This is a genomic window from Sphingomonas sediminicola, assembly GCF_014489515.1.
GTDB lineage: Bacteria > Pseudomonadota > Alphaproteobacteria > Sphingomonadales > Sphingomonadaceae > Sphingomicrobium > Sphingomicrobium sediminicola.
Map to the genome: position 1 here is coordinate 2,668,842 of NZ_CP060782.1, position 25,993 is coordinate 2,694,834.

Annotated in this window: 25 protein-coding genes, 1 tRNA gene and 4 pseudogenes; 16 read left to right on the top strand and 14 right to left on the bottom strand. The window is 62.9% G+C overall.

The window, feature by feature from the left end:
* Positions 1 to 14 precede the first annotated feature (14 nt).
* Entirely contained in the window at positions 15 to 224 is a 210-nt protein-coding gene (locus H9L14_RS14305) for a transcriptional regulator (protein WP_187708629.1), read from the bottom strand.
* Between the two features lie 135 nt (positions 225 to 359).
* Here H9L14_RS14305 and H9L14_RS14310 point away from each other — a divergent pair, with 135 nt between their 5' ends.
* The 4 genes from H9L14_RS14310 (at position 360) to H9L14_RS14325 (ending at position 5,597) form a co-directional block, all read left to right on the top strand.
* A complete protein-coding gene (locus tag H9L14_RS14310) occupies positions 360 to 647 on the top strand; it encodes a multiubiquitin domain-containing protein (RefSeq protein WP_187708630.1) in 288 nt (95 codons plus the stop codon).
* 63 nt (positions 648 to 710) lie between these two features.
* The gene (locus H9L14_RS14315; RefSeq protein WP_246444233.1) at positions 711 to 1,790 is read left to right on the top strand and encodes a ThiF family adenylyltransferase; all 1,080 of its coding nucleotides are present in this window, start codon (positions 711 to 713) and stop codon (positions 1,788 to 1,790) included.
* Positions 1,790 to 2,257 carry a ubiquitination-like system serine protease family protein gene (locus H9L14_RS14320; RefSeq protein ID WP_187708631.1) on the top strand — a complete coding sequence of 156 codons (468 nt, stop codon included), beginning with the start codon at positions 1,790 to 1,792 and terminating at the stop codon, positions 2,255 to 2,257. Before H9L14_RS14315 ends, H9L14_RS14320 begins: the two co-directional genes overlap by 1 nt.
* A gap of 238 nt (positions 2,258 to 2,495) precedes the next feature.
* Positions 2,496 to 5,597, top strand: a complete 3,102-nt coding sequence (locus H9L14_RS14325) for a DEAD/DEAH box helicase (RefSeq protein ID WP_187708632.1) — start codon at positions 2,496 to 2,498, stop codon at positions 5,595 to 5,597.
* A gap of 193 nt (positions 5,598 to 5,790) precedes the next feature.
* On the opposite strand, the gene H9L14_RS14330 is transcribed toward H9L14_RS14325, so the two are convergent.
* Positions 5,791 to 5,881: transfer RNA gene (locus H9L14_RS14330), tRNA-Ser, on the bottom strand.
* 89 nt (positions 5,882 to 5,970) lie between these two features.
* Between H9L14_RS14330 and H9L14_RS14335 the strand changes: the two genes are divergently transcribed.
* The 3 genes and pseudogenes from H9L14_RS14335 to H9L14_RS14345 all read left to right on the top strand — a co-directional run bounded on the left by H9L14_RS14335 (position 5,971) and on the right by H9L14_RS14345 (position 7,551).
* Positions 5,971 to 6,369 (top strand): metallopeptidase family protein, encoded by a 399-nt coding sequence (locus H9L14_RS14335; RefSeq protein ID WP_187708633.1) that lies wholly within the window; start codon positions 5,971 to 5,973, stop codon positions 6,367 to 6,369.
* Positions 6,366 to 6,916 (top strand): annotated as a pseudogene (gene ccmA / locus H9L14_RS14340) (heme ABC exporter ATP-binding protein CcmA). The gene H9L14_RS14335 and the pseudogene ccmA overlap by 4 nt, the downstream one beginning before the upstream one ends.
* The gene (locus tag H9L14_RS14345) at positions 6,913 to 7,551 is read left to right on the top strand and encodes a heme exporter protein CcmB (RefSeq protein ID WP_187708634.1); all 639 of its coding nucleotides are present in this window, start codon (positions 6,913 to 6,915) and stop codon (positions 7,549 to 7,551) included. The pseudogene ccmA and the gene H9L14_RS14345 overlap by 4 nt, the downstream one beginning before the upstream one ends.
* On the opposite strand, the pseudogene H9L14_RS14350 reads toward H9L14_RS14345, so the two are convergent.
* The 8 genes and pseudogenes from H9L14_RS14350 to H9L14_RS14380 form a co-directional block, all read right to left on the bottom strand.
* Positions 7,548 to 8,404, bottom strand: a pseudogene (locus H9L14_RS14350) (class I SAM-dependent methyltransferase). The gene H9L14_RS14345 and the pseudogene H9L14_RS14350 overlap by 4 nt on opposite strands.
* The gene (locus H9L14_RS14355; protein ID WP_246444234.1) at positions 8,401 to 9,618 is read right to left on the bottom strand and encodes a M16 family metallopeptidase; all 1,218 of its coding nucleotides are present in this window, start codon (positions 9,616 to 9,618) and stop codon (positions 8,401 to 8,403) included. Before H9L14_RS14355 ends, H9L14_RS14350 begins: the two are co-directional and overlap by 4 nt.
* Positions 9,619 to 9,626: 8 nt before the next feature.
* Positions 9,627 to 10,223 (bottom strand): SURF1 family protein, encoded by a 597-nt coding sequence (locus H9L14_RS14360; protein WP_187708636.1) that lies wholly within the window; start codon positions 10,221 to 10,223, stop codon positions 9,627 to 9,629.
* Positions 10,220 to 10,576, bottom strand: a complete 357-nt coding sequence (locus H9L14_RS14365) for a DUF983 domain-containing protein (RefSeq protein ID WP_246444235.1) — start codon at positions 10,574 to 10,576, stop codon at positions 10,220 to 10,222. The genes H9L14_RS14360 and H9L14_RS14365 overlap by 4 nt, the downstream gene beginning before the upstream one ends.
* Positions 10,577 to 10,583: 7 nt before the next feature.
* Positions 10,584 to 11,414 carry a cytochrome c oxidase subunit 3 gene (locus H9L14_RS14370; RefSeq protein ID WP_187708638.1) on the bottom strand — a complete coding sequence of 277 codons (831 nt, stop codon included), beginning with the start codon at positions 11,412 to 11,414 and terminating at the stop codon, positions 10,584 to 10,586.
* 35 nt (positions 11,415 to 11,449) lie between these two features.
* Complete coding sequence (locus tag H9L14_RS14375; RefSeq protein ID WP_187708639.1) at positions 11,450 to 11,995, bottom strand: cytochrome c oxidase assembly protein; 546 nt, start codon at positions 11,993 to 11,995, stop codon at positions 11,450 to 11,452.
* Positions 11,992 to 12,123, bottom strand: coding sequence for a hypothetical protein (locus tag H9L14_RS16820; protein WP_281389390.1), 132 nt, complete (start codon positions 12,121 to 12,123; stop codon positions 11,992 to 11,994). The genes H9L14_RS14375 and H9L14_RS16820 overlap by 4 nt, the downstream gene beginning before the upstream one ends.
* Complete coding sequence (locus tag H9L14_RS14380) at positions 12,120 to 13,025, bottom strand: heme o synthase (protein ID WP_187708640.1); 906 nt, start codon at positions 13,023 to 13,025, stop codon at positions 12,120 to 12,122. The genes H9L14_RS16820 and H9L14_RS14380 overlap by 4 nt, the downstream gene beginning before the upstream one ends.
* Positions 13,026 to 13,094: 69 nt before the next feature.
* On the opposite strand from H9L14_RS14380, the gene H9L14_RS14385 reads away from it, so the two are divergent.
* From H9L14_RS14385 to H9L14_RS14395, 3 genes are all read left to right on the top strand, one after another.
* Positions 13,095 to 13,682, top strand: coding sequence for a peptidylprolyl isomerase (locus H9L14_RS14385; protein WP_187708641.1), 588 nt, complete (start codon positions 13,095 to 13,097; stop codon positions 13,680 to 13,682).
* A gap of 36 nt (positions 13,683 to 13,718) precedes the next feature.
* The gene (locus tag H9L14_RS14390) at positions 13,719 to 15,203 is read left to right on the top strand and encodes a hypothetical protein (RefSeq protein ID WP_187708642.1); all 1,485 of its coding nucleotides are present in this window, start codon (positions 13,719 to 13,721) and stop codon (positions 15,201 to 15,203) included.
* A gap of 85 nt (positions 15,204 to 15,288) precedes the next feature.
* On the top strand, positions 15,289 to 16,122 hold the full coding sequence (locus tag H9L14_RS14395; protein WP_281389467.1) for an aldo/keto reductase: 834 nt from the start codon (positions 15,289 to 15,291) through the stop codon (positions 16,120 to 16,122).
* On the opposite strand, the pseudogene H9L14_RS17550 reads toward H9L14_RS14395, so the two are convergent.
* Positions 16,119 to 17,098 (bottom strand): annotated as a pseudogene (locus H9L14_RS17550) (lysylphosphatidylglycerol synthase transmembrane domain-containing protein). The gene H9L14_RS14395 and the pseudogene H9L14_RS17550 overlap by 4 nt on opposite strands.
* Positions 17,099 to 17,184: 86 nt before the next feature.
* Between H9L14_RS17550 and H9L14_RS14405 the strand changes: the two are divergent.
* A complete protein-coding gene (locus H9L14_RS14405) occupies positions 17,185 to 18,594 on the top strand; it encodes an alkaline phosphatase family protein (RefSeq protein WP_187708645.1) in 1,410 nt (469 codons plus the stop codon).
* A gap of 191 nt (positions 18,595 to 18,785) precedes the next feature.
* Here the strand turns inward: H9L14_RS14405 and ctaD are convergent.
* Together ctaD and coxB are read right to left on the bottom strand one after the other, a co-directional pair.
* A pseudogene (ctaD, locus tag H9L14_RS14410) lies at positions 18,786 to 20,459 on the bottom strand (cytochrome c oxidase subunit I).
* A 19-nt stretch (positions 20,460 to 20,478) separates the two neighbouring features.
* Positions 20,479 to 21,573 carry a cytochrome c oxidase subunit II gene (gene coxB, locus H9L14_RS14415; protein ID WP_187708646.1) on the bottom strand — a complete coding sequence of 365 codons (1,095 nt, stop codon included), beginning with the start codon at positions 21,571 to 21,573 and terminating at the stop codon, positions 20,479 to 20,481.
* Between the two features lie 170 nt (positions 21,574 to 21,743).
* On the opposite strand from coxB, the gene pyrE reads away from it, so the two are divergent.
* From pyrE to H9L14_RS14440, 5 genes are read left to right on the top strand one after another with little or no spacing between them, the layout of a single operon-like run.
* Positions 21,744 to 22,328: an orotate phosphoribosyltransferase gene (gene pyrE / locus H9L14_RS14420; RefSeq protein ID WP_187708647.1), complete on the top strand. Its 585-nt coding sequence runs from the start codon at positions 21,744 to 21,746 to the stop codon at positions 22,326 to 22,328.
* Positions 22,325 to 23,053, top strand: coding sequence for a pyridoxine 5'-phosphate synthase (locus H9L14_RS14425; RefSeq protein ID WP_187708648.1), 729 nt, complete (start codon positions 22,325 to 22,327; stop codon positions 23,051 to 23,053). The genes pyrE and H9L14_RS14425 overlap by 4 nt, the downstream gene beginning before the upstream one ends.
* The gene (gene acpS / locus H9L14_RS14430; RefSeq protein ID WP_187708649.1) at positions 23,050 to 23,457 is read left to right on the top strand and encodes a holo-ACP synthase; all 408 of its coding nucleotides are present in this window, start codon (positions 23,050 to 23,052) and stop codon (positions 23,455 to 23,457) included. Before H9L14_RS14425 ends, acpS begins: the two co-directional genes overlap by 4 nt.
* Positions 23,454 to 24,335: a signal peptidase I gene (gene lepB / locus H9L14_RS14435; RefSeq protein ID WP_187710001.1), complete on the top strand. Its 882-nt coding sequence runs from the start codon at positions 23,454 to 23,456 to the stop codon at positions 24,333 to 24,335. The genes acpS and lepB overlap by 4 nt, the downstream gene beginning before the upstream one ends.
* Before the next feature lie 3 nt (positions 24,336 to 24,338).
* Positions 24,339 to 25,442, top strand: coding sequence for an AI-2E family transporter (locus H9L14_RS14440; protein ID WP_187708650.1), 1,104 nt, complete (start codon positions 24,339 to 24,341; stop codon positions 25,440 to 25,442).
* Here H9L14_RS14440 and H9L14_RS14445 read toward each other — a convergent pair.
* Positions 25,372 to 25,983, bottom strand: coding sequence for an FKBP-type peptidyl-prolyl cis-trans isomerase (locus H9L14_RS14445; protein WP_187708651.1), 612 nt, complete (start codon positions 25,981 to 25,983; stop codon positions 25,372 to 25,374). The genes H9L14_RS14440 and H9L14_RS14445 overlap by 71 nt on opposite strands.
* Positions 25,984 to 25,993: the final 10 nt, after the last annotated feature.

The following is a 25,993-nucleotide window of genomic DNA, read 5'->3' on the forward strand; positions in this document are numbered from 1 at the left end:
GGGACCCGGGGGCGTCATAGCATCATGATCTCCGCCTTTTGCTTCTTCGCCTCGTCCTCGAAGAACAGGGTTTCGCCACGCTCGAGGCGCTCCTCGACACGTTGATAAAGGCGGAGCGCCTGGCGCAGGAGAAGGGTCTTGCTGAGGTCCTTCTTGAGGCTGAGCGCTTCCAGGACATCCATCTCCTCTGGCGACAAATTGAGGGTCATCGTTCTCTTCGACATCGGTTTTCTCCTTCTGCCGACGTAGTCTGACTGATCATAAAATCAAGGTGAAATAAATTCAATATGGCTCTTGAATAGCTAAAAAATAGCTACTATATAGCTCCAGACGGCAATCGCGCCGAGGAGAAATGCCCGATGTCACCCGCGATCAATCCCGCAGGTCCGCTCGAAGAGCCCGGACGCAAACCGGACGAGACCGAGATCATTGTGAACGGCCGTACGCGCACCGTTCCAGGGGAAGAGGTGACGTTCGAGCAGATCGTCCAAATCGCCTTTCCCAACGATACGACCGCGAACGCCGTCTTCTCGATGACGTTCCGGCACGCCCAGTCGAAGCCTCATTCGGGCGACCTTGCGGCAGGGGGTGTCGTCGAAGTGAAGAAGGGAACCGTGTTCAATGTCACGCGAACTGTTCAGTCGTAACGCCGACCTGAAGAGACTTCGGGATGAAGGCTATTATGTCGAGGTTGTTGGGGACTGCTGCTCATGCGGCACGTTCCCTATCTCGACGCCAGCGGCACTGTTCGCCGGGGTACGATCATCTCATCATTGACGCTCGCTGGTGACCTTACTCAGCGGCCTGACACGCATGTCGTGCATTTCGCGGGTGCATATCCATGTCAGGCGAACTGCTCGCCTATCGAGCAGATCCGGCACCAGTCCGGATCTTACGATCTTGGATGTGGTGTGGTCGCGCAGCACTCCTTCTCGAGCAAGCCGGTCGAAGGGTATCGCGATTATCATCACAAGATGACGACCTACGCAGCCATCTTGTCGGGGCCCGCCGCCCTCGTTGAGGACGGGGTTTCCGCGCGCGTGTTTCGCGAGCCGGAGGAGGAAGAGGATAGCGTCTTTCACTATACGGAGACAGCATCGAACCGGGTCGGGATCGGCGCCCTTGCCGAAAGGCTATCGGCCGAGCGCGTAGCGATTATCGGGCTCGGCGGAACAGGCTCCTATGTACTCGATCTCGTCGCCAAGACCCCCGTCAGGGAAATCCATCTTTTTGACGGTGACGTACTTCTTCAGCACAACGCTTTCCGAGCGCCCGGTGCGGTGACCTTGGACACTTTGCGTGAGGCGCCGAAAAAGGTCGCATATTTCGCATCAATATATGGCGCCATGCGCAAGGGCATCGTGGCGCACGACCATTTTCTCGATGAAGGTAACGCCGATACCCTCGAGAACATCACGTTTGCGTTCGTCTGCATGGACGCAGGCGCCGCCAAAAGAGCAGTCGTCGAACGGCTTGAGAGTATTGGAGCAAGTTTCCTTGACGTTGGCATGGGCCTGGAGCTCGACGAGGGAACGCTTGGCGGGATTCTCAGAGTTACCGCGAGTACGCCTGAACGGCGGGACCATTTCAGGGCGAACGTCTCACTGGACGAGTCCGATGGCGGAGACGTTTACGCCTCCAATATCCAGGTCGCAGACCTTAATGCCCTGAACGCGGTGCTCGCGGTCGTGAAATGGAAGAAGCTGAGAGGTTTCTACCGAGACCTCGAAGGCGAACACCACATGACCTACACCACTGATGGCAACCTGCTCCTCAGCAGCGCTGCCTGATGGAACGTGTCGAACGTTTGCAGCCCTCCTTTGTGGAGGAGGTTCCGGAGAAGTTACAGCCGGGCGTTCTGTACGTAAGCATTCCGTATGCAACGGCGGTCCATTGTTGCTGTTGCGGCTGCGGGGAAGAAATCGTGACCCCTTTGACGCCGACGGATTGGCGAATGACCTACGACGGTGAAAGCGTATCACTGTCCCCGTCTGTCGGGAGCTGGTCTCTCCCGTGCAAGTCGCATTACGTCATTGACCGTGGCAAGGTGCGCTGGGCGGCCGCGTGGACGAAGGCTCAGATCGAGCGACAGTGGGCCAGGGATCGTGCCGCGAAGGCGGCATATTATGGCCGGCCGCTCGAAGCGGCCGCTGAGATCGTGTCGCCGCCAGTCGGAGAGACTACTCCCCCGCGACCACATCCCAAAAGGTCGCTCTTCAAAGTAGTCGTGAACTGGCTGTTCGGACCACCAGATTGAGATCCAAATTGAAGTGGCTTCAAATGAAGCATGCACTGGACTGATCGGCCTAAGTGCTTGCCGCTGAGAGCTTGGCTTCGGGGTGGCCGTCTCGCCGGCCCTCCGGGGCTTTAACGGCACCTACACAGTCAAGTCATTAACACCGAGCTACTTCTCAGACATACAAGCGATGCTGAACGTGCGCCCCAAGCATCGAGCGGGCATCACGATCTCGCTAGATGGCACTCAAGGGGATGGGATGGAATTTCCGGAGGCGTTGAATCTATGGGCGCATCAAGCCGCCGCCGTCGGAACGATTGACGCATATCTCAACCGCCGGCGAACCGCCGCTGCCCTTGGACGGGCGGCGCTGATCAATGTTCCTACTGGAGGTGGAAAGACCGCCATTATCGGGGTTTCGGCGCATTGGCATCCCCGCGCAGAGCGGGTTCTGGTTCTAGCGCCGCGGACCGCAATTCGCGATCAGCTTGCGCGAGAATTGGGCGGGCAGCGGGGTTTTTTTCCGCGCCACGGATTCGATGCAGCTGTCCTGCCCAAGGCTGTAAAGTGCGTTTCGACCGCAGCTGATCTGGCAGAACTTCCTGACCGCGGAATCCTGGTTTCGACGATTCAATTGATCGACGATCTGACGCGCTCACAGGAGAAGCGCGTCACCTACGATCGGTTGGCCGACTGGTGCGATGCCATATTCGTCGATGAGGGGCATTACGAGCCGGCACGATCGTGGAGTCAAACCATTCGCGGCCTGAAGACGCAGACAGTGCTGGTGACCGCCACGCCGTATCGCAACGATTTAAAGTTGTTCGAGCTCGATTCCGAGGCGTTGCATGTGACACGCTATGAGGAGTTGGTGGCGGCGAATATTCTGCGTCGCGTCGCTGTAGTCGAGGGAGATCCCGCTGCGCTCGCAACTCAGGAAGGGTTCGTCCAAAGTGTCTACGATATTTTCGTTGAACAATTTGGCGAACCGCCTTCAACGCAGCGGAAACTGATCATTCGTTGTGACGGTGAGGACACCGTTCGCCAGATCGGAAACGTCGTTCGTCATCACGCGCTCGGTGCCGCAGGGATCGTCTGCCTGCACGAGCGCTTCTCCCCGGCATTTAGCGAGCCTTGGGAGGTGCGGCAGCCACCCGATCCAGAGGCAGACAACGCTCCGGCCGTGTGGGTGCATCAGCATAAGTTACTCGAAGGCGTTGACGGCCCGAGTTTTCAAGCAGTGGCCTTTTTCGATGTGCGTGGTTCCGCACGTGCCCTTGTGCAGCAAATTGGGCGCGTAATCCGCAACCCCGCGCGAGTACCTGAAGCGACCGCGCTGCTCATTGATCATAGCAACGATTTCTTGGCGTCAAGTTGGCGGCGATATCTCCGGTACGACTCTACGCTGACCAAAGCAGGCATCTTGCGCGGCCTCGACGAGATCGCCGGGCAACTGGACCGCACACTGCCTGACATCCTCTACGTTGATCGCCAATTTCGTGAACGTTTCGTCCATGGTCCCGGGAGCGAGGCCGAACTACTGGCTTCTCTTCGACTTCCTCAGCGTTGTCAGCTTTGGCGCGCCTCGGCCGGCTTCAGCATGGCTGCGTTGCGGGCCGCCAGCGAAAGGCGCTTTGTTGACGCGAGCTATCCCTACACACTGCTCGAGGAAAGTGAGGACGCTCTCACGATCTTATTCACGAGTGTCGACTCTTCCCCGCTGTTACAGGACCACTATTTCCTTGAGCGAACGCTGCATGTGCTCGTTTGCCAACGAGTGGGCGACACTATCGTCTTTCTCGATACCTCGCGTCCCAATCCGGATCCGGATGCTCGCGCGCACATGCATGGCGCGGTTCCGCGCTCGAGGATGGTCGGCTTGCTCACCCAAGGGGTCGATAGCAACATAATTGAAGTAGGCGCTCGGAATTCGGCACTCGGACCGTCCGCCGTCCGCCGGCGATTAACCACCGCGGCTGCCCTCCAGGCGACTCCACCCCTACTCGACGAATTTCAATACGTGGCATCAACTGTAACGGCGGCACGTGCTTCGGCTGGGCCGCCGGTCGTTGCAGGCGGATTCGTCCGGCGAGCAATTGGATTCAGCCGCGGCGGCGTGGCGGACGCTGGTCCGCGGCTCTCGCTAACTGAATGGTCAGGCTGGACTCGTGCCTTATTGGCCGTAATCGCCGGTCAACAGGCAGGCCCGACCTATCTTGACCGGTTCGCCGCGCCATTGGATGCACCACCGGCGGATCCGCGACCGCGAAGCCTGCTCTTCGATCTGGACGATATCGGAGCGCATTATGAGAGCGCACAAGGGCAGGGAATTCCGCATTCGCAGCCAGTGGAGATCGCCGACCTTTGCCTTGAGTGTCACGCCGACCAAGCTGAGGCTGCAGGAGATCTTGAAGCCAGGCGCCTAGTTCAGATCGACGCAAACAACGTGGCTTGCCCCGGAACAGTCCGCTACGTCGCTTCAAGTGGAACTTACGAGCTCGAATCGCCCAGATTAGCTCAGCTCTACAGACGCACCGATGCAACTCGCAGCGGCAGTATCGTCGACGTTCTTAACGCTCGACAGGCCTTCACGGTAATCACAGAATCGCCGAACACGGTTTATGCTGACAGCAACTTCTATGATCCGCGCCTCCCCTTGGGTCCTGGATTTGATTTCGCCGCAATAGGTCTGGGCAACGTATTCCTTCACGAGCCTGCGCTTCGAGCACGGACCAGCGAGAAAGGCGGACAAAACAGCGCTTTGCCGGCAGGCTGGGCACCGAATTCTGTCTTTGAATGGATCGATACGAACGTAGGAGCAATCGCCGACGCTCCGGAGCTCGTCGTATGTGATGATGGCACGCGGGAGTTTTGCGATTTCATCATCGTGGGCACGCGAAGTGGCCGGCCGCTGGTCCAGATGGTTCATGCGAAGGCTGCCGACGGCGCATGGGTGTCGGCCTCCAAGCTTCACGATGTCTGCGGCCAAGCGTCGAAGCAAGTAGGGATGCTCAGCTTATTCGCGCCAGCGCGGCCGCGGCAGGTAGACCTCTGGTCGGAAGCCTGGGTGGGCCCGGGTGGCGAAGGCACTGTCAACGCACGGACTCGCCACGCGAATGGCGCATGGGCTGGTCTCGCGGGTCCGGAAATCTGGACTCGGCTCGACCGGTTGCTCCGACAGCAGGATACGGAACGGGAAGTTGTTTTAGTGTTGGGCGCATGTCTCAACCGCGATCATCTTCTCAACGGTGCGAGCGCCGTTCCCGCCACGGTCAACGCAACCCACGCACTTCAGCTGTTACGAAGCACGATGGCGGCTGTTGCCGGCGTCGGTGCGCGTCTAAGGGTCATCTGCGGCTGATTACCGCTCGCAGCGAACGCGCAACCTTTCAATTCCGTACTGCCGCTGAAGCCTGCAGAGAAAGCGGATACGAACGTCCGCTGATTCGCGACCCGGTTGAACTCTCTCAGTACCGTAGGGAGGCAGAAAAGGCGCAGTTCGGCGCCATTTTTGAGCAAACCCACTTCCTTGTTCCACGGAGACGTGGACTGGATGGCGGAGCGGGAGGGATTCGAACCCTCGATACGCTTTTGGCGTATACTCACTTTCCAGGCGAGCGCCTTCGACCACTCGGCCACCGCTCCGCAAATCGCTGGAAGGGCGCCCATGTAGGCAAGGAAGCGCTTGTCGGCAACCTTGCGGGGTCAACACTCAAGCCACTATGCGACAAGCGATGCGGCGCTTCGAAATTCCGCCCTCGGCCGACGAGATAGAGGCGATCGCGCGCCGCGCCTTGCGGTCGCTGCCGGAGCCGTTCGCGGGCCATTTGCGCGACGTCGTCCTGTTGATCGAGGAGTTCGCCGACGACGAGACGCTGGACGCGATGGGTATCGAAGACCCGTTCGACCTAACCGGGATCTACGAAGGCATACCGCTGACCGAGCGGAGCGTCGATCTGTCTGGGACATTGCCGGACAAGATACGACTGTTCCGGCGACCGATCCTCGACGAATGGGCAGGCGGCGAAGACACGCTCGAGCATCTCGTCGCGCATGTGCTAGTGCACGAGGTGGGTCATCATTTCGGCCTGTCGGACGCAGACATGCACGCGCTTGAGGAAGCGGTTCGATGAAGCCGCTGCTCGGATTTGACGGTGTGACATGCCGGCGCGGAGGTCGCCTTCTGTTCGAAGACCTGGATCTCAAGATCGGCCCGGGCGAAGCGCTGCACCTGGTCGGACCCAATGGATGCGGAAAGTCGAGCCTGATCCGCCTTGCGGCGGGACTGCTGCGAGCAGAGCAGGGATGGATCGAGCGCAGCGAACTGGCGCTTGCGGACGAGGGGCTCGCGTTGGATCGTGAGCTTCCCCTCAAACGCGCACTCCAATTCTGGGCGGACGTATCGACGAAGCGATGAATGCGCTGGGCCTGACTCGCCTTGCGCATGTGCCAGTCCGGCTCTTGTCGACGGGACAAGCCAAGCGGGCGACGCTCGCTCGCGTGGTGGCGTCGGGCGCACCGCTGTGGCTGTTGGATGAGCCGCTCAACGGCCTCGACAGCGATGGCGTTGGGCGTCTCGAGAAACTCGTCGCCGCACATCTCGAACGGGGTGGAGCTGTGCTGGCCGCGTCTCACGGGCCGATCGGCGGGACCTGGACTCATCTGGAGTTGGGGGCATGATCGCCTCCCTCATCGCCCGCGATGTTCGGCGCTCGATCGGCGGCGCCGCATGGCTTCCGGTCGGCTTCTTCCTGGTCGTCGCGACGCTTGTTCCATTTGCGGTAGGGCCCGATCCAAGATTGCTTGAGCGCATTGCTTCGGGCGGCCTCTGGATCGCTGCGCTGACCGCAGCCCTTCTCCCGATCGAGCGGCTGGTCGATCCGGATCGCAGCAGCCGGTTCCTCGACCAGCTGACCATCCATGGTGTGTCAGAAGAGGCCGTCGGAGCGTCAAAGGTCACGGCTCACTGGCTAACCTTCGGGCCACTCCTCCTGATCGCCGCGCTGCCGAGTTCGTTCATTCTCGGAATCGCGCCGGCCGCGCTGGGGCGGACAATGATTGCTTTGGCGGTCGGGACACCCGGGCTCGCAGCGCTGGCCGTGATGGTGGCGGCGCTTACGGCGGGCCTTCCGCGCGCCGGTGCGCTGGCCGGCGTGCTGCTGCTCCCGCTGGCCGTTCCGCTGTTGATCTTCGGCGCAGGAGCCACAGGCGATGAGGCATCGGGCGCATTGTTGCTGGAGGCTGCGGTATCGTTGCTGCTGGTTGCCGCGTCGCCGTTCGTAATCGGCGCTGCGATCCGCGCGTCGCGAACCTAGCGCGACCAGCGCGCGAAGATGGCTGTCGGCAAGAGCAAGCCCGAGCTTCCTCGCGCACCGACATTTCGCCCATCTCCACCGTGCCGCCGAGATCGCCCAGAGTCTGCTTCACAAGCTCGCCGATCGCGAGTGCCGACATGCGCACGGCGTAAACGGTCAGCACCAGGAAGCGGCTGTTCTCATCGAGCAGCTTCCGGCAGTCGGCGAGCAACGGCGCAAGATTCTCCTCGAGCCGCCAGACCTCGCCCGTAGGTCCGCGACCGAACTTGGGCGGATCGAGCAAGATGCCATCATAGCGCCGTTCACGCCGAACCTCGCGGGCGGTAAACTTCCCCGCATCGTCGACCATCCAGCGGATCGGCCGGTTGGCGAGTCCGGACAGGGCGGCATTGGCCTTACCCCCCTCGACCGACTTCTTCGACGCGTCGACATGGACAAGCCTCGCGCCTGCTTCGCTCAGTATCAATGACCCGACGCCCGTGTATCCGAACAGGTTGAGCACATCGGCATCGGCCGAGCGCTCGCGCATCCAGTCCCATTGCGGCGCCATGTCGGGAAAGAAGCCGAGGTGACGGAAGGGCGTCAGCGACGCGTTGAAACGGACGGGCCCACGCGAGAGCTCCCAATCACGGGGAACCGGGCGATGTTGCACCCAGCGCCCGCCGCCCTCCTCATCCGATCCCGGAACGAACGTCGCATCCGGATCCCAGTCGGGCCGCGCGGGTGACCACATTGCCTGCGGCTCGGGGCGCGCAACCTTGACGGACCCGTAGCGCTCGAGCTTCCGGCCGTCGCCGCTATCGATCAGGCCCCAGTCCGGCCAGGGATCCGCAACGAGAGTCTCAAGCATCAGGCGACTGCCGCGAGCCGCGCTCCAACGGATGCGATCGCGGTGCGGCCGTCGAGCAGTGCGGCTCCGGCGGCCTTGGCGCTAGCCGGATCGACGGCCCGAAGATCGCCGAGCATCTCGTCGAGCGACAGGATGCGCCCGAATACCTCGATCGAACGTGCCATCTGGTCAGCGCGGCCCTGCGCGGTTTCGAGCGACATCAGCACACCTGCTTCCATCTGCGCCTTTGCTCGGCGGACCTCGGCGTCGGTCAGGCTCTCGATCGTGTCGGCGAGAACCTCCCGGGCAAGGTTCATCGATTCGACCGCCCTGTTCCGGTCCGCCGCGCAACCGATCGCGACCAATCCCGTGTCGGCGAAGGCCTGGTTCCAGGAGCCGATCGAATAGGCCAGGCCGCGCTCCTCACGCAGCTCTTGGAACAGGCGTGACGAGGTTCCTCCGCCTAGCGCCTGAACGAAAACCGCGAGTGACGGCATGCGCGGGTCGGAAGCAGCCAAGCCGGGCAGTCCCAGGCACCAATGCGCCTGTTCGAACTCGCGCCGGTCGTTGCGCAGGCCGCCGGTGAATTCGGCGCTGCCGATCGGCGTCCCCGGCGCGTCCTCCATGTCTCCGAAAAGCCGCTCTGCAATTTTCAGGACTTCGCCGGGATCGACCTTGCCGCTCGCAGAAAGGATCAGGCGTGACGGCACCAGCTCTCCGTTCATCCAGCCGAGGCAATCCTCGCGGGTAATGTTACGGAGGCTTTCCTCGCGGCCGAGGATGGAGCGGCCGAGCGGCTGGCTCATGAACGCCGCTTCGAACAGGTGGTCGTTGACGAGATCGTCGGGCGAATCGACGGTTTCGCCGATTTCCGAAAGGATCACCGTCTTCTCGCGATCGAGGTGCGCGTCATCCATGTGCGGCGCGCGGACCAGGTCGGCGATCAACTCCGCCAGTAGCGCCGTATCGCGGGCGAGGACGCGGCCATGGAAGGTCGTCTGGTCGCGCGAGGTCCATGCATTCATGTAGCCGCCGACGTCCTCGATCGCTTCGGCAAGCTCGCGGGTTCCGCGCTTTCCGGCGCCCTTGAACACCATATGCTCGACCAGGTGGGCGAGGCCCGAGCAGGACTCAGGCTCCGAGCGCGAGCCGACCATCGCGTAGAGGCCCATCGCGACGCTCTCCGCGCCGGGAAGGGGATCGACGGCAACCGTCAGGTCATTGGCAAGGCGATGCATCGTCGCACTCAAGCCTTCTGTTCCTTCTTCCAGCGCAACCTCAGCGCGAGACCATAAATGAGCGCAGCTATTCCCGCGAACGCGAACCATTGGAAGGCGTAGGAGCGGTGATTGTTCGAGATCGAAGCGAGCGTCGGCGGCGCGACGGTTTCTAGGCCCGGCGGTGCGCTTGCTGCGACGAGGCGGATCCGGGTCTTGTTGTCCGGCGCGATGATCCCGCTGACCGGCCCGCCCGACCAGCTCACTTTCGCATTGGGGTCCTTCGACCAGCCGACTGCGACGCTCATGCCCGGGCCTTCTGCGCCCGTCGAGCAGTCGATGATGTGGACGAAGCCGGGCTCGCCCGACACGCCTTCGCCCGGAACGGTGCGGCGGCCGACAGGCTTCAGGCAGATGCCGGTCGCATGTCGGAACAGCGGGAGCTGAGCGTCTCTCATGGGAAGTGTCGGATAGGCGATAGGGACCAGCTTCTCCGCTGCCGCATATTGCGCGAGGAGGCCTTCCTTCCACTTGGCACGCTGAAGCTGCCAGACGCCGAGGCCGATCATGATCGCGACCGCGCCGGCCACGACGATCGTCGGGATGATAGGAAGCTTGCGGGTCATGGCGCGATCTTGCCTTCACGGGCGCGGTGGACGAACTCCTGCGCGATGAGCCAGGCCTTCGCGGTGCGCAGGCCTCCGACGGTCAAAGCCAATCCGACCGGAATCCAGACGAGATGGACCCACCAGGGCGGTGACCATGTCAGGTCGACGAAGATTGCCATGACGGTCAGGATCGCGCCAACGATCAGGATGAGGAAAGCCGCCGGTCCGTCGCCGACATTGAAGCTGTCAAAATCGAGGCTGCACGCGCGGCACCTGGGCTCAAAGCGCACCCAGCTTTGAAAGAGATGACCCTGCCCGCACCGCGGGCAGGATCCCTTGAGCGCCTTCGCGAGTGGCGAGGTTTCCGCCACTTCGGCCCTAGCCGTGCGTCGGCGCGCCCCAGCCGCCCCAGACATAGATGGACACGAACAGGAACAGCCACACGACGTCGACGAAGTGCCAGTACCAGGCAGCTGCCTCGAAGCCGAAGTGCTGCTTGGGCGTGAAGTCGCCCTTCCATGCGCGGATCAGGCAGACCGTCAGGAAGATGGTTCCGACGATCACGTGGAAGCCGTGAAAGCCGGTCGCCATGAAGAACGTCGAACCGTAGATGTTGCCTCCGCTCGACTGCTTGAACGCGAACGGAGCGTGGATGTACTCATAGGCCTGGATGCTGGTGAACAGCAGACCGAGCAGCACCGTCAGCAGAAGGCCGAGCTTCAGCCCTTCGCGGTCGCCGTGGATGACCGAGTGGTGCGCCCAGGTCACCGTCGTGCCCGAGCACAGCAGGATCAGCGTGTTGAGAAGCGGGAAGCCCCACGGGTTGAGGACCTCGAGGCCCTTCGGAGGCCATTGGCCGCCGACCGCTTCGCCGATCGATGGGAACAGCGAGGCATCGAAATAGGCCCAGAACCAGGCGAGGAAGAACATCACCTCGGAGGCGATGAACAGGATCATGCCGTAGCGAAGGTGAAGCTGCACGACCGGCGTGTGATAGCCCGCATGAGCTTCGCGGATCGTGTTCGCCCACCAATTGGCCATGGTGACGAGCACGGCGATCAGGCCGGCGATGCACACGAACGGTCCGTACGGGTTGTCGTGCATCCACATGACCAGTCCGCCAAACAGGAAGAGCGCGGAGATCGATCCGATCAACGGCCATGGATCGGGGTCGACCAAATGGTAATCGTGGTTCTTCGTAGCGGCCATTCGCGAAGCTTTCCTCGTCTCGTTTGCTTGCGGCTCTAGCGGGCCGCTTCAGGCTTTTCCACCGGGTAAAATGTATAGCTGAGCGTGATCTCGTCGATGTTCCTCGTGTTCTCGTCGTCGCGGATCTTGGGATCGACGAAGAAGACCACCGGCATGTCGACCGACTGCCCGGGCTTGAGCGTCTGCTCGGTGAAGCAGAAGCACTCGATCTTCGAGAAATATGGTCCGGCGATTTCGGGCGATACGTTGAACACCGCCTGGCCGGTCGTCGTGCGTGCCGTCAAGTTTGTCGCGCGATACAGGATCTGCGTTCGCGCGCCCGGTGCGATGCGGACGGTCTCCTGAACCGGCTCGAACTTCCACGGCAAATCGGCATTGATGTTCGCGTCGAAGCGGACGCCGATCTGTCCGGCTATGGCGCCCGGCGCCCTCTCGGCGCGCAGCGGCGTGCCGTCGAAGCCCGTCAGCTGGCAAAACGCGCGGTAAAGCGGGACCGACGCGAAAGCGAGGCCGAGCATAGCTAGCGCGAGAAGCGCCATTAGCCGCCCCGTTTTGGCATTCTTGCGGGCGACTGCGGTCATTTGTTCAGCCCGATTTTCGCGACCGTGATGAGGAAGAGAAGAACCACGAACGCGCCGAGCAGCCAGGCCATCAGGCGCGCGCGTTCGCGCTGGCGGCGGAGCACTTCATCTTCGGGATGCGGGTTCATGCAATCACCCAGTGGTCGATCACTACGGCAGAGAACAAGGCGAAAAGGTAAAGAATGGAAAAGGCGAACAGCCTGCGCTCCGGCTTCATTCCGCTCACCTCTTCGGCGCGGTTCGCGAAGACGGCAACGGCGAGAAACAGGAATATGGCGTTGAGGGCAACGGCCGACACACCGTAGATCAGTCCGGTAAGGCCGAGGGCGTAAGGCGCTATCCCCGCGATCGCGACTGTTATGCTGTAGAGAAGGATCTGCAGCCGGGTGTTCTGGATGCCGGCAACGACGGGCAGCATTGGCACGTTGGCGTTCGCATAATCGGAGCGGACGAACAGCGAGAGCGCCCAGAAGTGCGGCGGGGTCCACAGGAAGATGATCGCGAACAGCAGCGCCGGCATAAGGTCGACCTGCCCGGTTGCGGCGACCCAGCCGATCAGCGGCGGAAAGGCGCCCGCGGCGCCACCGATGACGATGTTCTGGGCGGTGCGGCGCTTCAGCCAGACGGTGTAGATCAGAACATAGAACAGGATCGAGACCGCCAGCAGCAGCGCCGCCAGATGGTTGGTGGCCAAGTCCATCAGAACGACCGAGAAGGCGCCCAGGCCGACGCCGAAATGAAGCGCCGTCTGCCGGTCCATCCGCCGCGCCGGAAGCGGGCGGTTCGCCGTCCGGCGCATCTTCGCGTCGAGGTCGGCCTCGTACCACTGATTGAGCGCACCGGCCGCGCCGGCACCGAGCGCGATGCAGAGGATCGCTGTAAATGCGAGGACGGGCGGAAGCGCGACGGGCGCCGCGAGCAGTCCGCACAAGCCGGTGAAGACCACCAGGCTCATGACGCGGGGCTTGGTCAGCGCGACGAGGTCGCGCCAATCGGCGGGCAGGGCAGGTTGCGCAATCGAGGGAGTCATGACTCGCGGCGGCTATAGAGGGCGAACGCGCGGGCTGGAAGCCTTCGCTGCCCCCGCTACTTTAGGGCCATGCTTATCCGATTCGCCTTTGCGCTCAGCCTCTTGTCCGCGACGCCCGCCCTGACCCAGGCCACGGTCGCTCCCGCCCCTGCAGAAGACGTCGTGAAAGTCGCGCTCGACACCAGCGCCGGGCGCATCGTCCTCGCGCTCGACCGGAGCCACGCGCCTGTTACAACCGCCAATTTCCTCAAGTACGTCGATGCGGGCCGCTTCAACGGCGAAAGTTTCTACCGGGCGATGAGGTTCGGAGAAAATGGCGGGCTGATCCAGGCCGGGATCACCAGCGACGCCCGCAAGCTCTATCCGGCGATCGAGCATGAGCCGGTGAGCAAGACGGGGATCAAGCATGTCGCGGGCACGGTCTCCATGGCTGCCTTCTCGCCGGGTACCGCCAAGGCGGACTTCTTTATCCTGACCAGCGATGCGCCCTCATTCGACGCCAGCTTCGCTGCGTTCGGCCATGTCGTTGAAGGCATGGACGTCGTGAAGGCGATCCAGGCAGCGCCAGCCTCGCCAACCAAGGGAGAGGGCGTGATGAAAGGCCAGATGCTCGACCCGGTCGTGAAGATCACGAAGGCGTCGCGAATTTCCGAGTAGTTGCGGGTCCGATTCTTTCGTGAGACATCCGTCGGGGTGGGGGACGGGACTGCGAACAATCGGAACCATGGCGGCCGCGCCTCGTGGCCAAGCGAGGGCCTGATCTTCGCTGTCACGCTCCTGCTCATGCTTTGGCCGCTCGCCGTCAATCGGGCTCCATTCTATTCCGCCGACAGCGCGAGCTATCTCCGGGGTGGTGAATTCGGTTTCAACACGGGCCTCCTGATCCTCGATCATTGGTGGAATACGCTGTTTGCCACGCCGGCGGGCACGGCCGCTGCTAGCGATCCGAAAGCCATTGTCGCTGGCGCAATCGCCCAATCCGGCGGCGCCCGGTCGCTGCTCTACAGCGTGGCGACCTACATCTTGCGGGGGCCCGGGGTCAGCCTGATCGCGCTTGCCGTCGCTCAGGCCGCATCGGTCGTGCTGGTCGTGACCTTTCTCCGGCGGCTGATGATTCCGAAACTTGCGGTTGGACGGGGTCTGGCTGTCGGCGCCGGGCTCGCACTCCTGACCTCGGCAGGATGGTACGCAGCTTATGCGACGCCGGACGTCCTTGCCGGCGTCACGATCGCCGGCTCTCTGGTCCTGACCGTCTTCTACGATCGCATGACCCTTTCCGCGCGGATCGCTCTCGTCCTGCTTGTGGCAGCCTGTATCACTACTCACGGAAGCAACCTGCCGATCGCCGTCGGGACGCTCGTGACGGGATCGGCTGCGAACTTCTGGCTTCAGCGCGGTTCGCTCGTCGATTGGATTCGAAAGGCTGTTTGGTTCGCGAGCCCGATGGTTCTGGCGGTGGCCGTGCTGCTCGGCGCGTCCTTCGCGGCGTTCGGAGAGGCGAGCCTCGCCCCAAAACGCTATCCGATCCAGCTCGCCCGATCGGTCGCGGATGGCCCAGGCGCCTGGTACCTGCGCGATCATTGCGCCACCGAGCATTACGCGATCTGTGAGGTGTTCGGCCCGAACCCTCCGCGTAAGGTCGGCGAATTTCTGTGGGGGCCCAATGGTGTTCGTTACCGTGCGACGCCCGAGCAGATGGAGCGGATTCGCGCCGAGGAAAGCACGATCGTCCGTCGAGCGTCGATGGAATATCCGCTCGTCCAAATCGGCCAGTCGATCAGGAATACGGCCCGCCAGCTGCTCACATTCAGCCCGGACGATCTAGTCTTCGGCGAGGAAATGGCCGGCGGGAAGGATCCGTCGATCGTGCAAGTGCGGTCGGACAATCCGGCCCTCAAGACCTTTGGGACGGTGGCCGTCTATCTGACCTTCTTTGCAAGCATCGCCTTCCTGATTGTGAATCGCCGGCGTCTTGATCGCATGGAAGTTGCGGCGGTTGGTGTCGCCGTTATCGGCCTCCTCGCCAACGCCGCCGTGTGCGGAATTCTGTCGGGCGTGACCGACCGGTATCAGGGCCGCGTTGCCTGGATCCTTCCGGCGCTGGCGTTCATCATCTTCGCCCGTTTCTGGGACGAGGGCCGGTTGTCTCAGGCTGCCACCGGCGAGCTAGGTCCATAGCTTCGATGGATTATGTCCCACTCGGAAAGTCCGGGCTCACTTCCAGCGTCATCGGACTAGGGGCGGGAGCAGTGGCCGCTTCGGGCTGACCAAGGGCGGCACGAAATCGGATGCGATCCGCTTGATCCGGCATGCCCTCGATCTCGGCATTACCTTTTTTGACGGAGCCGGCGTCACGGGCGGCGTCGACCAGCTGTTGTCCGAAGGTCTGGGCGACCGAAGGAACGCGATTCTCCTGTCGACGAAGATCCATCTTGGCCCCGATCCGGCTCCATTCTCCGATATGCTGTTGGCCAATAAGGCTTCGTCCTGGGTAGCCCGGCGCTTCGGGCTGGTTTGCAGCGCTGCCACGGTGCGCCGCCGCGTCGAGCAAACGCTCAAGGCGATTCGTACGGATCGCGTCGATCTGCTTCACTTACATGCAGTATCGCCCAGGCAATATCCGAAGGCTGCAGCGACGATCCTGCCCGAACTTCGCCGGATGAAAGACGAGGGCAAGATCCGCGCGATCGGGATAACGGAGGGGTTCCTGACGGATCCCGGTCACGAGACGTTGCGGGCAGCGGTTCGGGACGCGGGCATCGACGCCATCATGGTCGGCTTCAATGTTGAGAATCACAGTGCCGCGGACCTCGTCCTGCCGCGGGCCGAACAGGCGGGAATCGCTGCGATCGGGATGTTCGCACTGCGCGGTCTTCTAAACTCAGGAATTGCCGAGGACCTAAAGCGGATCGCAATGGAGGCGAGGATCAGCAGTCTGTCAGAGCTCGCCTATCGTTTTTCCCGGCACCAGGCCGGCATGGACGTTATCCTGACCGGCACCGGAGATCCCGAGCATCTCGAGAAGAATATCGCGGCCGTTCTGGCTCCGCCGTTGCCGGCCGAAGTGTTGGACCGGCTTCGCGCGCTGACGGCCTAGGCCGAGGGCGCATCCACGTGGAAATGACCGTCGTTTGCCACGACCCAGGCAAGTCCACCGATTACGCCCATGAGGACGCGCAGTAGGCCAAATGCAATCGACAGGGACAAGGCGGCTTCGGCACTGACTCCGGCTGCTCCCAGCAGATAGACGAACGCAATCTCACGAATGCCCCAACCGCCGAAGGAGATCGGTACCATCGCCATCAGCAGCGCCGCGGTGGCGAACGCGAAGAGCGTCGCAAGCGGGATGTCCAGGCCGAGGCCTGTCGCCAGAGCGGCCAGCACGCCGACACGTAGAAGATGCTGCGCCAGGGCTGCAGCCCAAGCCGACGCAATACCGTGGCTTGGAGTGAGCAATAGCCGGAAGTCGCCAGCGACGGTCAGAAGCTTTTGGAAGAAGGCCCATCGTTCGAGCCTGGGAACGCGGAGCCGGATGTGCGCCAGTACGAACAATGCCGCAATGACACCAATGCCGCTCGCTAGCAGAGTAATCATCAGCAGCTCGTCGCGCGGCTCCTTGAGCAGTTCGAGTGCAATCGGGAGGCCTGCGGCGATGACACCCACGAGCGTGATGAAGGAAAGCACGCGGACGGCGAGGATAATCCTGACCGCAGTTCCGACGGGCATCCCGACGCGCGATAGCTGCACCCCCGAAAGATGTCGCCGCCGACGGTCGACGGCGCGACGTTACTGAAGAACCAGCCTACCACGCTGTAGAGCATCGCCGTGCCGAACGGCATTCTTCGGGAGAAGAGCCGTATCACGCTCGAGAGCAGGGTCGCATCGAACAGGATGATGAGACCCGTCAGCAGCAAGGCGACCAAGGCCCACCACGGGTTCAGGCTCGAAAGGAGCGAGGCGACCGCGGCGATATCGACGGTCCGGAACGCCACCCACAGCAACAGGGCGGTCACTAAACATTTGATTGCGATCTTCAACCGCACACGGACCCCATCCCAATTTCGGACATGCACAACTCGACCGAGAGCGTCTTTGCGCGCCAACCTGTATGGCAGTAGATGAGATTGCTTGCGAGGCGCGGGAGGCAGGGCAAAAGCACATGTCCCAAAACGGACCTTCGGCGCAGACCGGGGCGAGGCTGCTGATGCTCGGCCTGGACGCGGTCAGCCTGCCGTTAATCAAGGAAAACCTGGACCGGCTTCCCGTCATCGCTTCGCTTCTGAAGAGCGGAGTGGTCAGCGAGCTTCAGTCCCCGGCCTCGAACCTCGCGGCCAGCGTTTGGCCCACGTTCCTCACCGGACGACCGCCCGGTGAGCACGGCCAATATTTTCCGTTCCAGTGGAATGCGGAGCATTGTGATTATCGGCGCATTGCCGATCCTCGCTGGTCCGAGGAGTTCGACGTCGAGCCCTTCTGGCATCGCATCGCGAGAGCGGGCGTTCCAACGATTGCGTTCGACGTCGCGCACGGGCTGCATGACGAGCGCGCGCCCTGCCTGCAGATTACGAACTGGTCCTACCAGAGCTCCGGCGACGCGAAATCGTCGCAACCCGAGGTATTGAAAGACATCCAGCGACGTTTTGGCCGAAGGCCGATCGGGCCAGAGGTGCCGGTCGCGAAGACGGCCAGACAATGCTCCGCGATTGTCGAGCATTTGACGACAGCCGTTCGCGCGAAGGCCGATGCCACGCTCCACCTGATGAAGAGGCCTTGGCGGTTGTTCGTGACCGGCTGGTACGAAGCGCATCGCGCCGGGCATAATCTTTGGCCTGTCGAGGGAGATTTTGCGTCGGATGCCGCCCCCGGCGCGCTGCTGGAAATTTACGAGGAAACGGACCGCCAGTTGGGCCGTGTGCTTGAGAAGCTGGATCAGTCCGGCGTTCCTACTTCGGTGGTGCTGTTCACCGTTCATGGCATGGAGCCGAACCGGGCCCAGGATCATTTCCTCACCGAAATCCTGGCCCGCCTGAACCGGCTTTATCTCGGGAAGCCGCCGATCGGGTCGCGCAGCAGGCCGTCTCCGCTCAATGTCATGGCGTTCCTCCGCAATGCGCTACCTCCGACCCTTCAGTATCGGGCGGCGAGCATTCTTGGAGAGCGGGTTCAGGACTGGGTCGTCAATCGCGCGCTTACGGCGGGTCGGGACTGGAGCCAGACCCCGTCTCTTCCGGTCCTGAGCGGCGGCGAGGGCTTGGTCCGGTTCAATATCAAGGGCCGGGAGTCGCCGGGTTTCTTCGAGCCGGGCGGCCCTGAGCTGGCGAGCTATGTCGGCTGGCTGATCAAGCGGCTGTCGGCCATCGAGGTTGCCGGGACAGGCGAGCCTCTAATTCGGAAGATTACTCTCGCCGACGACCTGTTTCCGGGACCCCGACGGCACTTCCTGCCCGACTTGATGATCGAATGGGCGCCGGAAGCACCCGTGCATCGGGTCACATCACCCGACATCGGCGAGATCGAGGTTTCGCTCGCGACAGGCAGGGCGGGAACCACAATGCATCCGCGTTCATGATAGTGAAGGGCGACGAAGCTCTTCTCGAAGCAGCTGCAGCCGTCGACGATATTTCAGGCCTCGGCTCGATAGCTGAGGCTTATTTGATGGGCACTGCCCGGGCGCGCGCCGCCTAGGCCACGCGAATTCGGCACGAAAGAAAACGCCCCGGCGTGAACCGGGGCGTCTCTGTCTCAACGCTCGAGACCTGCCTAGCTGATCTTCGGCAGGGTCGAGAATTGGTGGAACGGGGGCGGCTGGACAGCGTCCACTCCAGTGTCGTCGCGCCTTCGCCCCACGGATTATCTGGAGCCTTCTTTCCGGCGAACAGCGACCAGCCAATGTTCACGAAGAAGATGACCATGCCCGCGGCCATGATCATGTAGCCGTAGGTCGAAACTTCGTTCCACTTCTCGAACGCCGGCGTGTAGTCCGGGATACGCCGCGGCATGCCGTCGAGACCGAGGAAGTGCTGCGGGAAGAAGATCAGGTTCACGCCGATGAACATGACGAAGAAGTGCAGCTTGCCGAGAAGCTCGTTGTACATCTTCCCGCTCATCTTGGGGAACCAGTAGTAGAAACCGGCGAAGATCGAGAACACCGCGCCGAGGCTGAGAACGTAGTGGAAGTGCGCCACCACGTAATAGGTGTCGTGCATGTAGTTATCGACGCCGCCGTTCGCGAGGACGACGCCGGTGACGCCGCCAACCGTGAACAGGAAGATGAAACCGACCGCCCACAGCATTGGCGTCTCGAAGGTGATCGAGCCGCCCCACATGGTGGCGATCCAGCTGAAGATCTTCACGCCAGTCGGAACCGCGATGATCATCGTCGCGGCGGTGAAGTACATCTTGGTTTCCATCGTCAGGCCGACGGTGAACATGTGGTGCGCCCACACGACGAAGCCGACGACGCCGATGGCGACCATCGCATAGGCCATGCCGAGGTAGCCGAAGACCGGCTTGCGGCTGAACGTCGCGATGATCTGGCTGATCATGCCGAAGCCGGGCAGGATCATGATGTACACTTCGGGGTGTCCAAAGAACCAGAACAGGTGCTGGTATAGCACCGGATTACCGCCGCCGGCCGGATCGAAGAAGCTGGTGCCGAAATTGCGGTCGGTCAGCAGCATTGTGATCGCGCCTGCAAGGACCGGCAGGGCCAGCAGAAGCAGGAAGACGGTGACAAGGATCGACCAGACGAACAGCGGCATTTTGTGCAGCGTCATGCCGGTGCGCGCATGTTGAAGATGGTCGTGATGAAGTTGATCGCCCGAGGATCGAGCTCGCGCCAGCAAGGTGGAGCGAGAAGATCGCCATGTCGACCGCTGGGCCTGCCGATCCGCTGGTCGATAGCGGTGCGTAGACCGTCCAGCCCGTACCCGCACCAAGACCCGTTCCGCCGGACACGAAGGTCGAGCCGAGGAGGAGCAGGAACGCGGGGATCAGCAGCCAGAAGCTGATGTTGTTCATGCGCGGGAACGCCATGTCGGGCGCACCGATCATCAGCGGAACGAACCAGTTGCCGAAGCCGCCGATCATCGCCGGCATGACCATGAAAAAGACCATGATCAAGCCGTGCGCAGTGATCAGCACGTTCCAGTGGTGAAGCTGCTCGTCGAACCCGGCGGCCGTGCCGGCACCGATCGGCCAGGCGTGATTCAGATATTGGATGCCCGGATGCATCAGCTCCATGCGCATGATGCCCGAGATGCTGCCGCCGATGATGCCGGCGACGATCGCGAAGATCAGGTAGAGCGTGCCGATGTCCTTGTGGTTCGTCGACATGAACCAACGGACGAAGAACCCTGGCTTGTGATCGGCATCATGATGCGCGTCGTGCGCCTCGTGAGCCTTGAGCTTCATCGTATCTGCGGTGGTGGCCATGATGCTTTCGTTTCCGCTCTTAATTCTGGGCCGTCGCGGCCTGGTTGGTGGCAGGCTGCGCTTCAGCCGTAGTTGCTGCGGCGGGAGTCGCTGCGGCCGGCTCGGCAGCTGCTGGAGCGGCAGCCGGAGTCGCTGCCGGCCTCGCGCCCTTCGGAGTGCCGCCCTTCGATACGATCCATGCGTCGAACTGCTCCGGCGAGACGACTTCGACCGCGGTCGGCATGTAGCCGTGGCGGGCTCCGCAGAGTTCGGTGCACTGGCCGAAGTAGACGCCCGGACGATCGACCTTGACCCAGATCTGGTTCACCTGGCCCGGATTGGCGTCGATCTTGCTCCAGAAGGCCGGTACCCAGAACGCGTGGATCACGTCGTTCGAGGTAACCAGGAACTTCACGACCTTGCCGGCCGGAATGACCATGCGCTCGTCGACTGCGAGCATCGGCGGTCCGTCCTTGTCGGTCCGGAAGCGCTCGCCCGGCTTCACGTCCCTTTGTTCCTTGAGCTGGTTCGAGACGATCTCGAAGCCGCCGTTGTCGGGATAGGAATAGGTCCAGAACCACTGGTTGCCGGTCACCTTGACGGTCAAGTCAGCCGGCGGCGGCGTGTACTGCGTCTTCAGCAGGCGCATCGATGGGATGGCGATCGCAACGAGGATGAGCACCGGAACCAAGGTCCAGACGACCTCGAGCGCGGTGTTGTGCGACGTCCGCGACGGGGTCGGGTTCGCGCCGCGGCGGAAGCGGAGCATCGTGAAACCGAGCAGGCCAAGCACGAAAAGGCTGATCGCCACGCACAACAGCAAGAGCCAGTTGTTGTGGAAGCCGGCGGCGAAGCGGCCGACGTCCGTCACCTGCTCCTGGAGGCCCGTTCCCGCCTTGACCGGCATTCCGATCTGCGCCTCCGGAAGAGCTTGGCCGACACCCGTCTCCGACGTCGTGACGGCCGGCGGATTGGCCTTGTCTGGGGTGGAGGCAGCAGCCGCCTCGGGCGACTGCGGCTGGGCGGAAGCAGGCGCAGTGACCGCAGGCTGCGGCTGGGCAGCTTGCGGCGTTTGAGCCGCTGCAGGTGACAGGCCGGCGGCGGCCAGGGCAATCGCCCATGCAATCAGTTTCATTCTCACCCCGGTGACTTGGGTTGGGACAAGAGCACCACGACCGGGCCCCCTTGAATCAGGCGGCCTTATAGGCACGGCTTTTCGCTCTCTCAAGCGCCTCATCCACAGGTGTTGAAGGCGCGTCTCGCGCGGCCTATTCAACCGCTCGTTTCCTTTTGGCCGGAGCGCCGATGACCGAAGACGAAGTCCTCGCCGAATTCAGGGCGGCAGATGCGCTGCTGGAAGGGCATTTCATCTTGTCGTCGGGCTTGCGAAGCCCTCGCTACCTGCAATGCGCCCGGCTTCTGATGGACCCCGCGCGCGCCGAGAGAATCGCGCGCGCTCTTGCCGCACGGCTTCCTGAAGAGACCCGTAATGCCATCGACATCGTCATATCGCCGGCCATGGGCGGCGTGATCATCGGGCATGAGATGGGGCGAGCACTCGGACGACCCGCGGTCTTCGTGGAACGTCCCGAAGGCCAGTTCGAGCTTCGTCGCGGCTTCCGTATCGATCCCGGCGCGAGGGTTTTGATGGTCGAGGACGTCGTCACCACCGGCCTTTCTTCACGTGAGGCGATCAAGGCGATCGAGGAAGCAGGCGGCAAGGTGATCGCGGCCGCGTCGATCGTCGACCGCTCCGGCGGCAGCGCTAACCTCGGCGTGCCCTACACCTCGCTCATCCGCATCGACGTCCCGACCTATGAAGCCGATGCGCTTCCACCCGAGCTCGCCGCGATCCCGGCGATCAAGCCCGGGAGCCGTGCGGCCGCGTGAGCAGCCCGCTCCGTCTCGGCGTCAATATCGACCACGTGGCGACCATCCGGAACGCGCGAGGTGGTGACCATCCCGACCCCGTGCGTGCGGCGAAGCTGGCGGCCGAGGCCGGTGCCGAGGGGATCACGGCGCACCTCCGCGAGGACCGGAGGCACATCACCGACGAGGATATCGACCGGCTGATGGTCGAGATCGATCTCCCGCTGAACCTGGAAATGGCGGCGACCGAGGAGATGCTTGCGATTGCGCTCCGGCATAAGCCGCACGCCGCCTGCATCGTTCCGGAGAAAAGGGAGGAGCGCACGACCGAGGGCGGGCTAGACGCGGCAGGGCAGTTCGAAACACTGCGCCCGTACGTGGACTGGCTCAGCCGGGCGAACGTTCGTGTCAGCCTGTTCATCGAGCCGTCGGAAGCGCAGGTCGAGGCTGCCGTCCGCCTTGGCGCCCCCGTCGTCGAATTCCACACCGGTCGCTACGCCCATGTCGACGGCGAGGAGCGAGCGGTCGAGCTCAAGCGGATTTCCGATTGCGCGGCGCTTGCCGTCAAGAACGGTATAGAGCCTCACGCCGGCCACGGCCTAACGTTCGACAATGTGATGCCGGTGGCAGCCATCCCCCAGATCGCGGAACTGAATATCGGCCATTTCCTGATCGGCGAGGCGATCTTCACCGGCCTCGATGCCAGCGTCCGCCGGATGCGCGAACTGATGGACGCGGCGCGGTGATCGTCGGCATCGGCTCCGACCTCTGCAATATCGAGCGGATCGAGAAATCGCTCGAGCGGTTCGGCGAGCGTTTCCTCGATCGTGTCTTCACCGACGTCGAAAAAGCGAAGGCCGCGTCCCGCCCACACACCACCGCCGGGACGCTCGCCAAGCGCTTCGCCGCCAAGGAGGCCTTCTCCAAGGCGGTCGGCACCGGTTTCAAGCGTGGAGTTTTCATGAAGGACATTGGAGTGGTCAACGCGCCCTCGGGCGCACCCACGCTCCAATTGACCGGCGGCGCGCGGGCGCGGCTTGACGCCCTTGCGCCGGACGGCCACGCCATCGACATACATCTGACGATGACCGACGATTACCCCTGGGCACAGGCTTTCGTGATCCTGCACGCCCGCAAGCTGGAGCCCTGATTGAACGACACCATTCCCGAGGCGAGTGCCGATCCAGCAACGGTTTCGGCTGCCCCGAAAAGGAATCGAAGGGCTCCGCCATCTGGCGGGAGATCAAGGGCCTGCTCTGGGTCCTGGTCGCAGTGCTGCTGTTCCACACCTTCGTCGCCAAGCCCTTCTACATTCCGTCCGAATCCATGATGCCGACGCTCCTCAAGGGCGACCGGCTGGTGGTCAGCAAATATCCGTACGGCTGGTCGTGGGTCTCGCCGAGCTTCCATGTCTTCCCGCATTGGCAGGGCCGGCTGTTCGGCAAGACGCCCGAGCGCGGTGATATCGTCATCGTTACTCCGCCCGGCCAGAGCGACGACTACATCAAGCGCGTGATCGGGCTTCCCGGCGATACGATCGAAGTGCGTGGCGGCCGCCTGGTCATCAACGGCAAGCCGGTGAAGTCGGAGCGCCGTCCGCCGGTGATGGTGCCGGTTGATATCAACGTTCCCTGCGGGATCGAATTCTCCGGCTTCCAGGTCCGCGCAGCCGACGGCAACGCATATTGCCGCTTGCCGATCGTCCGCGAGACCCTTCCTAACGGAGTTAGCTACGACACGATCGATCTCGGCCAGAGCGCGGGCGACGACTACGGGCCGGTGAAGGTACCGGCAGATCATCTCTTCCTGATGGGTGACAATCGCGACCGCAGCGCCGACAGCCGCTTCGATCTCGGTCCGCCCGAGAACGGCCTCGGCGGTCCGGTCCCCTGGGAGAACATCGGCGGCCGCGCCGAGTTCATCACCTTCTCGCTCGATGGTACTTCCGAGCTCCTGAATCCGTTCAGCTGGTTCGAGGCGTTGCGTTCCGGGCGGGCCGGGACTTCGCTGAGGGCGCACAAGGACTAGGCGATGGGATCAGGGCCGCCGACTATCGAACCGCACGTCGAGCGACCCGGCCCAGCAGAATTCCGCGATCCCATGGTCGTCCGCGAGCTGAAGCGCGCCGCGGTCTGGTTCGGGCTCGCGCTGCTCATCATCGGGGTCATCGTCCTCGCCCAACCGCTGCTGCTGATAGTCGGGGGAATGATTTTCGCCGTCTTCCTCGATGGCGGCGCGCGGCTGATCGGCCGTTTCCTTCCCATCGGGCGCGGCTTCCGCCTGCTTCTGGCCCTGATCATCGGCTTCGGCTTTATCGGCTGGGTCTTCTGGTACGCGGGCACGACCATAGCGGCGCAGTTCGAGGCGCTGCGGATCGTCGTTACCGCTCAATTCGACCGCCTTATGGAATTCGCGGCCTCGCTGGGACTGGTGCCGAAGGGCCCGCCGACGAACCTCGGCTCGCAATTGCTCGGGTCGGTCGGCAGGCTGACCAGCGCCGTCGGAAGCGCTCTCGGCGCGATCACAAGCGTCATCCTGATGATCGTGATCGGGATCTTCCTGGCGATCGAGCCGCGCATCTACGATCGCGGAATCGCCTGGATGCTGCCGATCCGGTACCGCGAGCAATTCTACCGGATCGCGGAGCACGTCGGGTTCACGCTGCGCAGGCTGTTGTTCGGGCGGCTGCTGGGGATGATCTTCGAAGGTTTCTTCACCGGCATATTGCTCTGGCTTGCCGGGGTGCCCATGGCCGCCCTGCTCGGCCTGATCACGGGCCTGCTGGCCTTCATTCCCAATATTGGAGCGATCACTTCAGGCGTGCTGATGGTCGCGGTCGGCTTCAGCGCCGGCCCGCATCAGGGCTTCGCGGCGATCATCATCTATTTCTTCGTACAGAACGTTGATGGCTATCTGGTCATCCCATACATCGCACGCCGCACGGTCGACCTCGCTCCGGCAGTCGTCCTGGCGATGCAGCTGCTGATGGGTGCCTTGTTCGGGATACTCGGGGTCCTGTTCGCGGACCCGATCCTTGCGGCGTTGAAGGTGGCCTTGATGGACATCAGCCGCGATCATGCCGCGGAAGAAGGCGAGGGGCCGAAGGCCGTCGGCGGGAAACCGCCACCCGCTTAGGGAGTAGGGGTCGCCTCGGGCTGCGGGGCCTGTTGCGCCTGACCGGGATTTCGCCGCCTTGGTTCATCAGCGCGGCATTCGGCACGATCTGGACGATGTGCACGTCGAAATCGAGATCGGCGTTGGGACCGAAGGGGCTGCCCGGGGGCGGTGACTCGCCGTAAGCGAGCTTGCCTGGGATGTGGATCTTGTACTTCCCGCCCTTCTGCATCTTCATCAGGGCTTCCGAGAAACCGGGGATGACCTGTCCGGCGATCATCGGCTGCGCTCCGCCATGTCGAGCGCTGTCGTCGAATACCGTCCCGTCGGTGAGCCTGCCCTCATATTCGACGAGAACTCCGTCCATCGCCTGGACGAAGGGGCCTTCGCCCTTTTCGACGGTGCGGATTCGAAGGCCGCTCTCGGTTGTCTCGCCGCGCAGCGGGCTTGCGCCGAGCCAGGCGAGACCGACGCCGGCGCCGATCAGCAGGAGGAACGCAAGCGACAGTCCAAGGCTGCGCCCGCGGCTTTCGGGGCGCTTGGCAGTTTCGCTGACCGACATTGTATCGCCC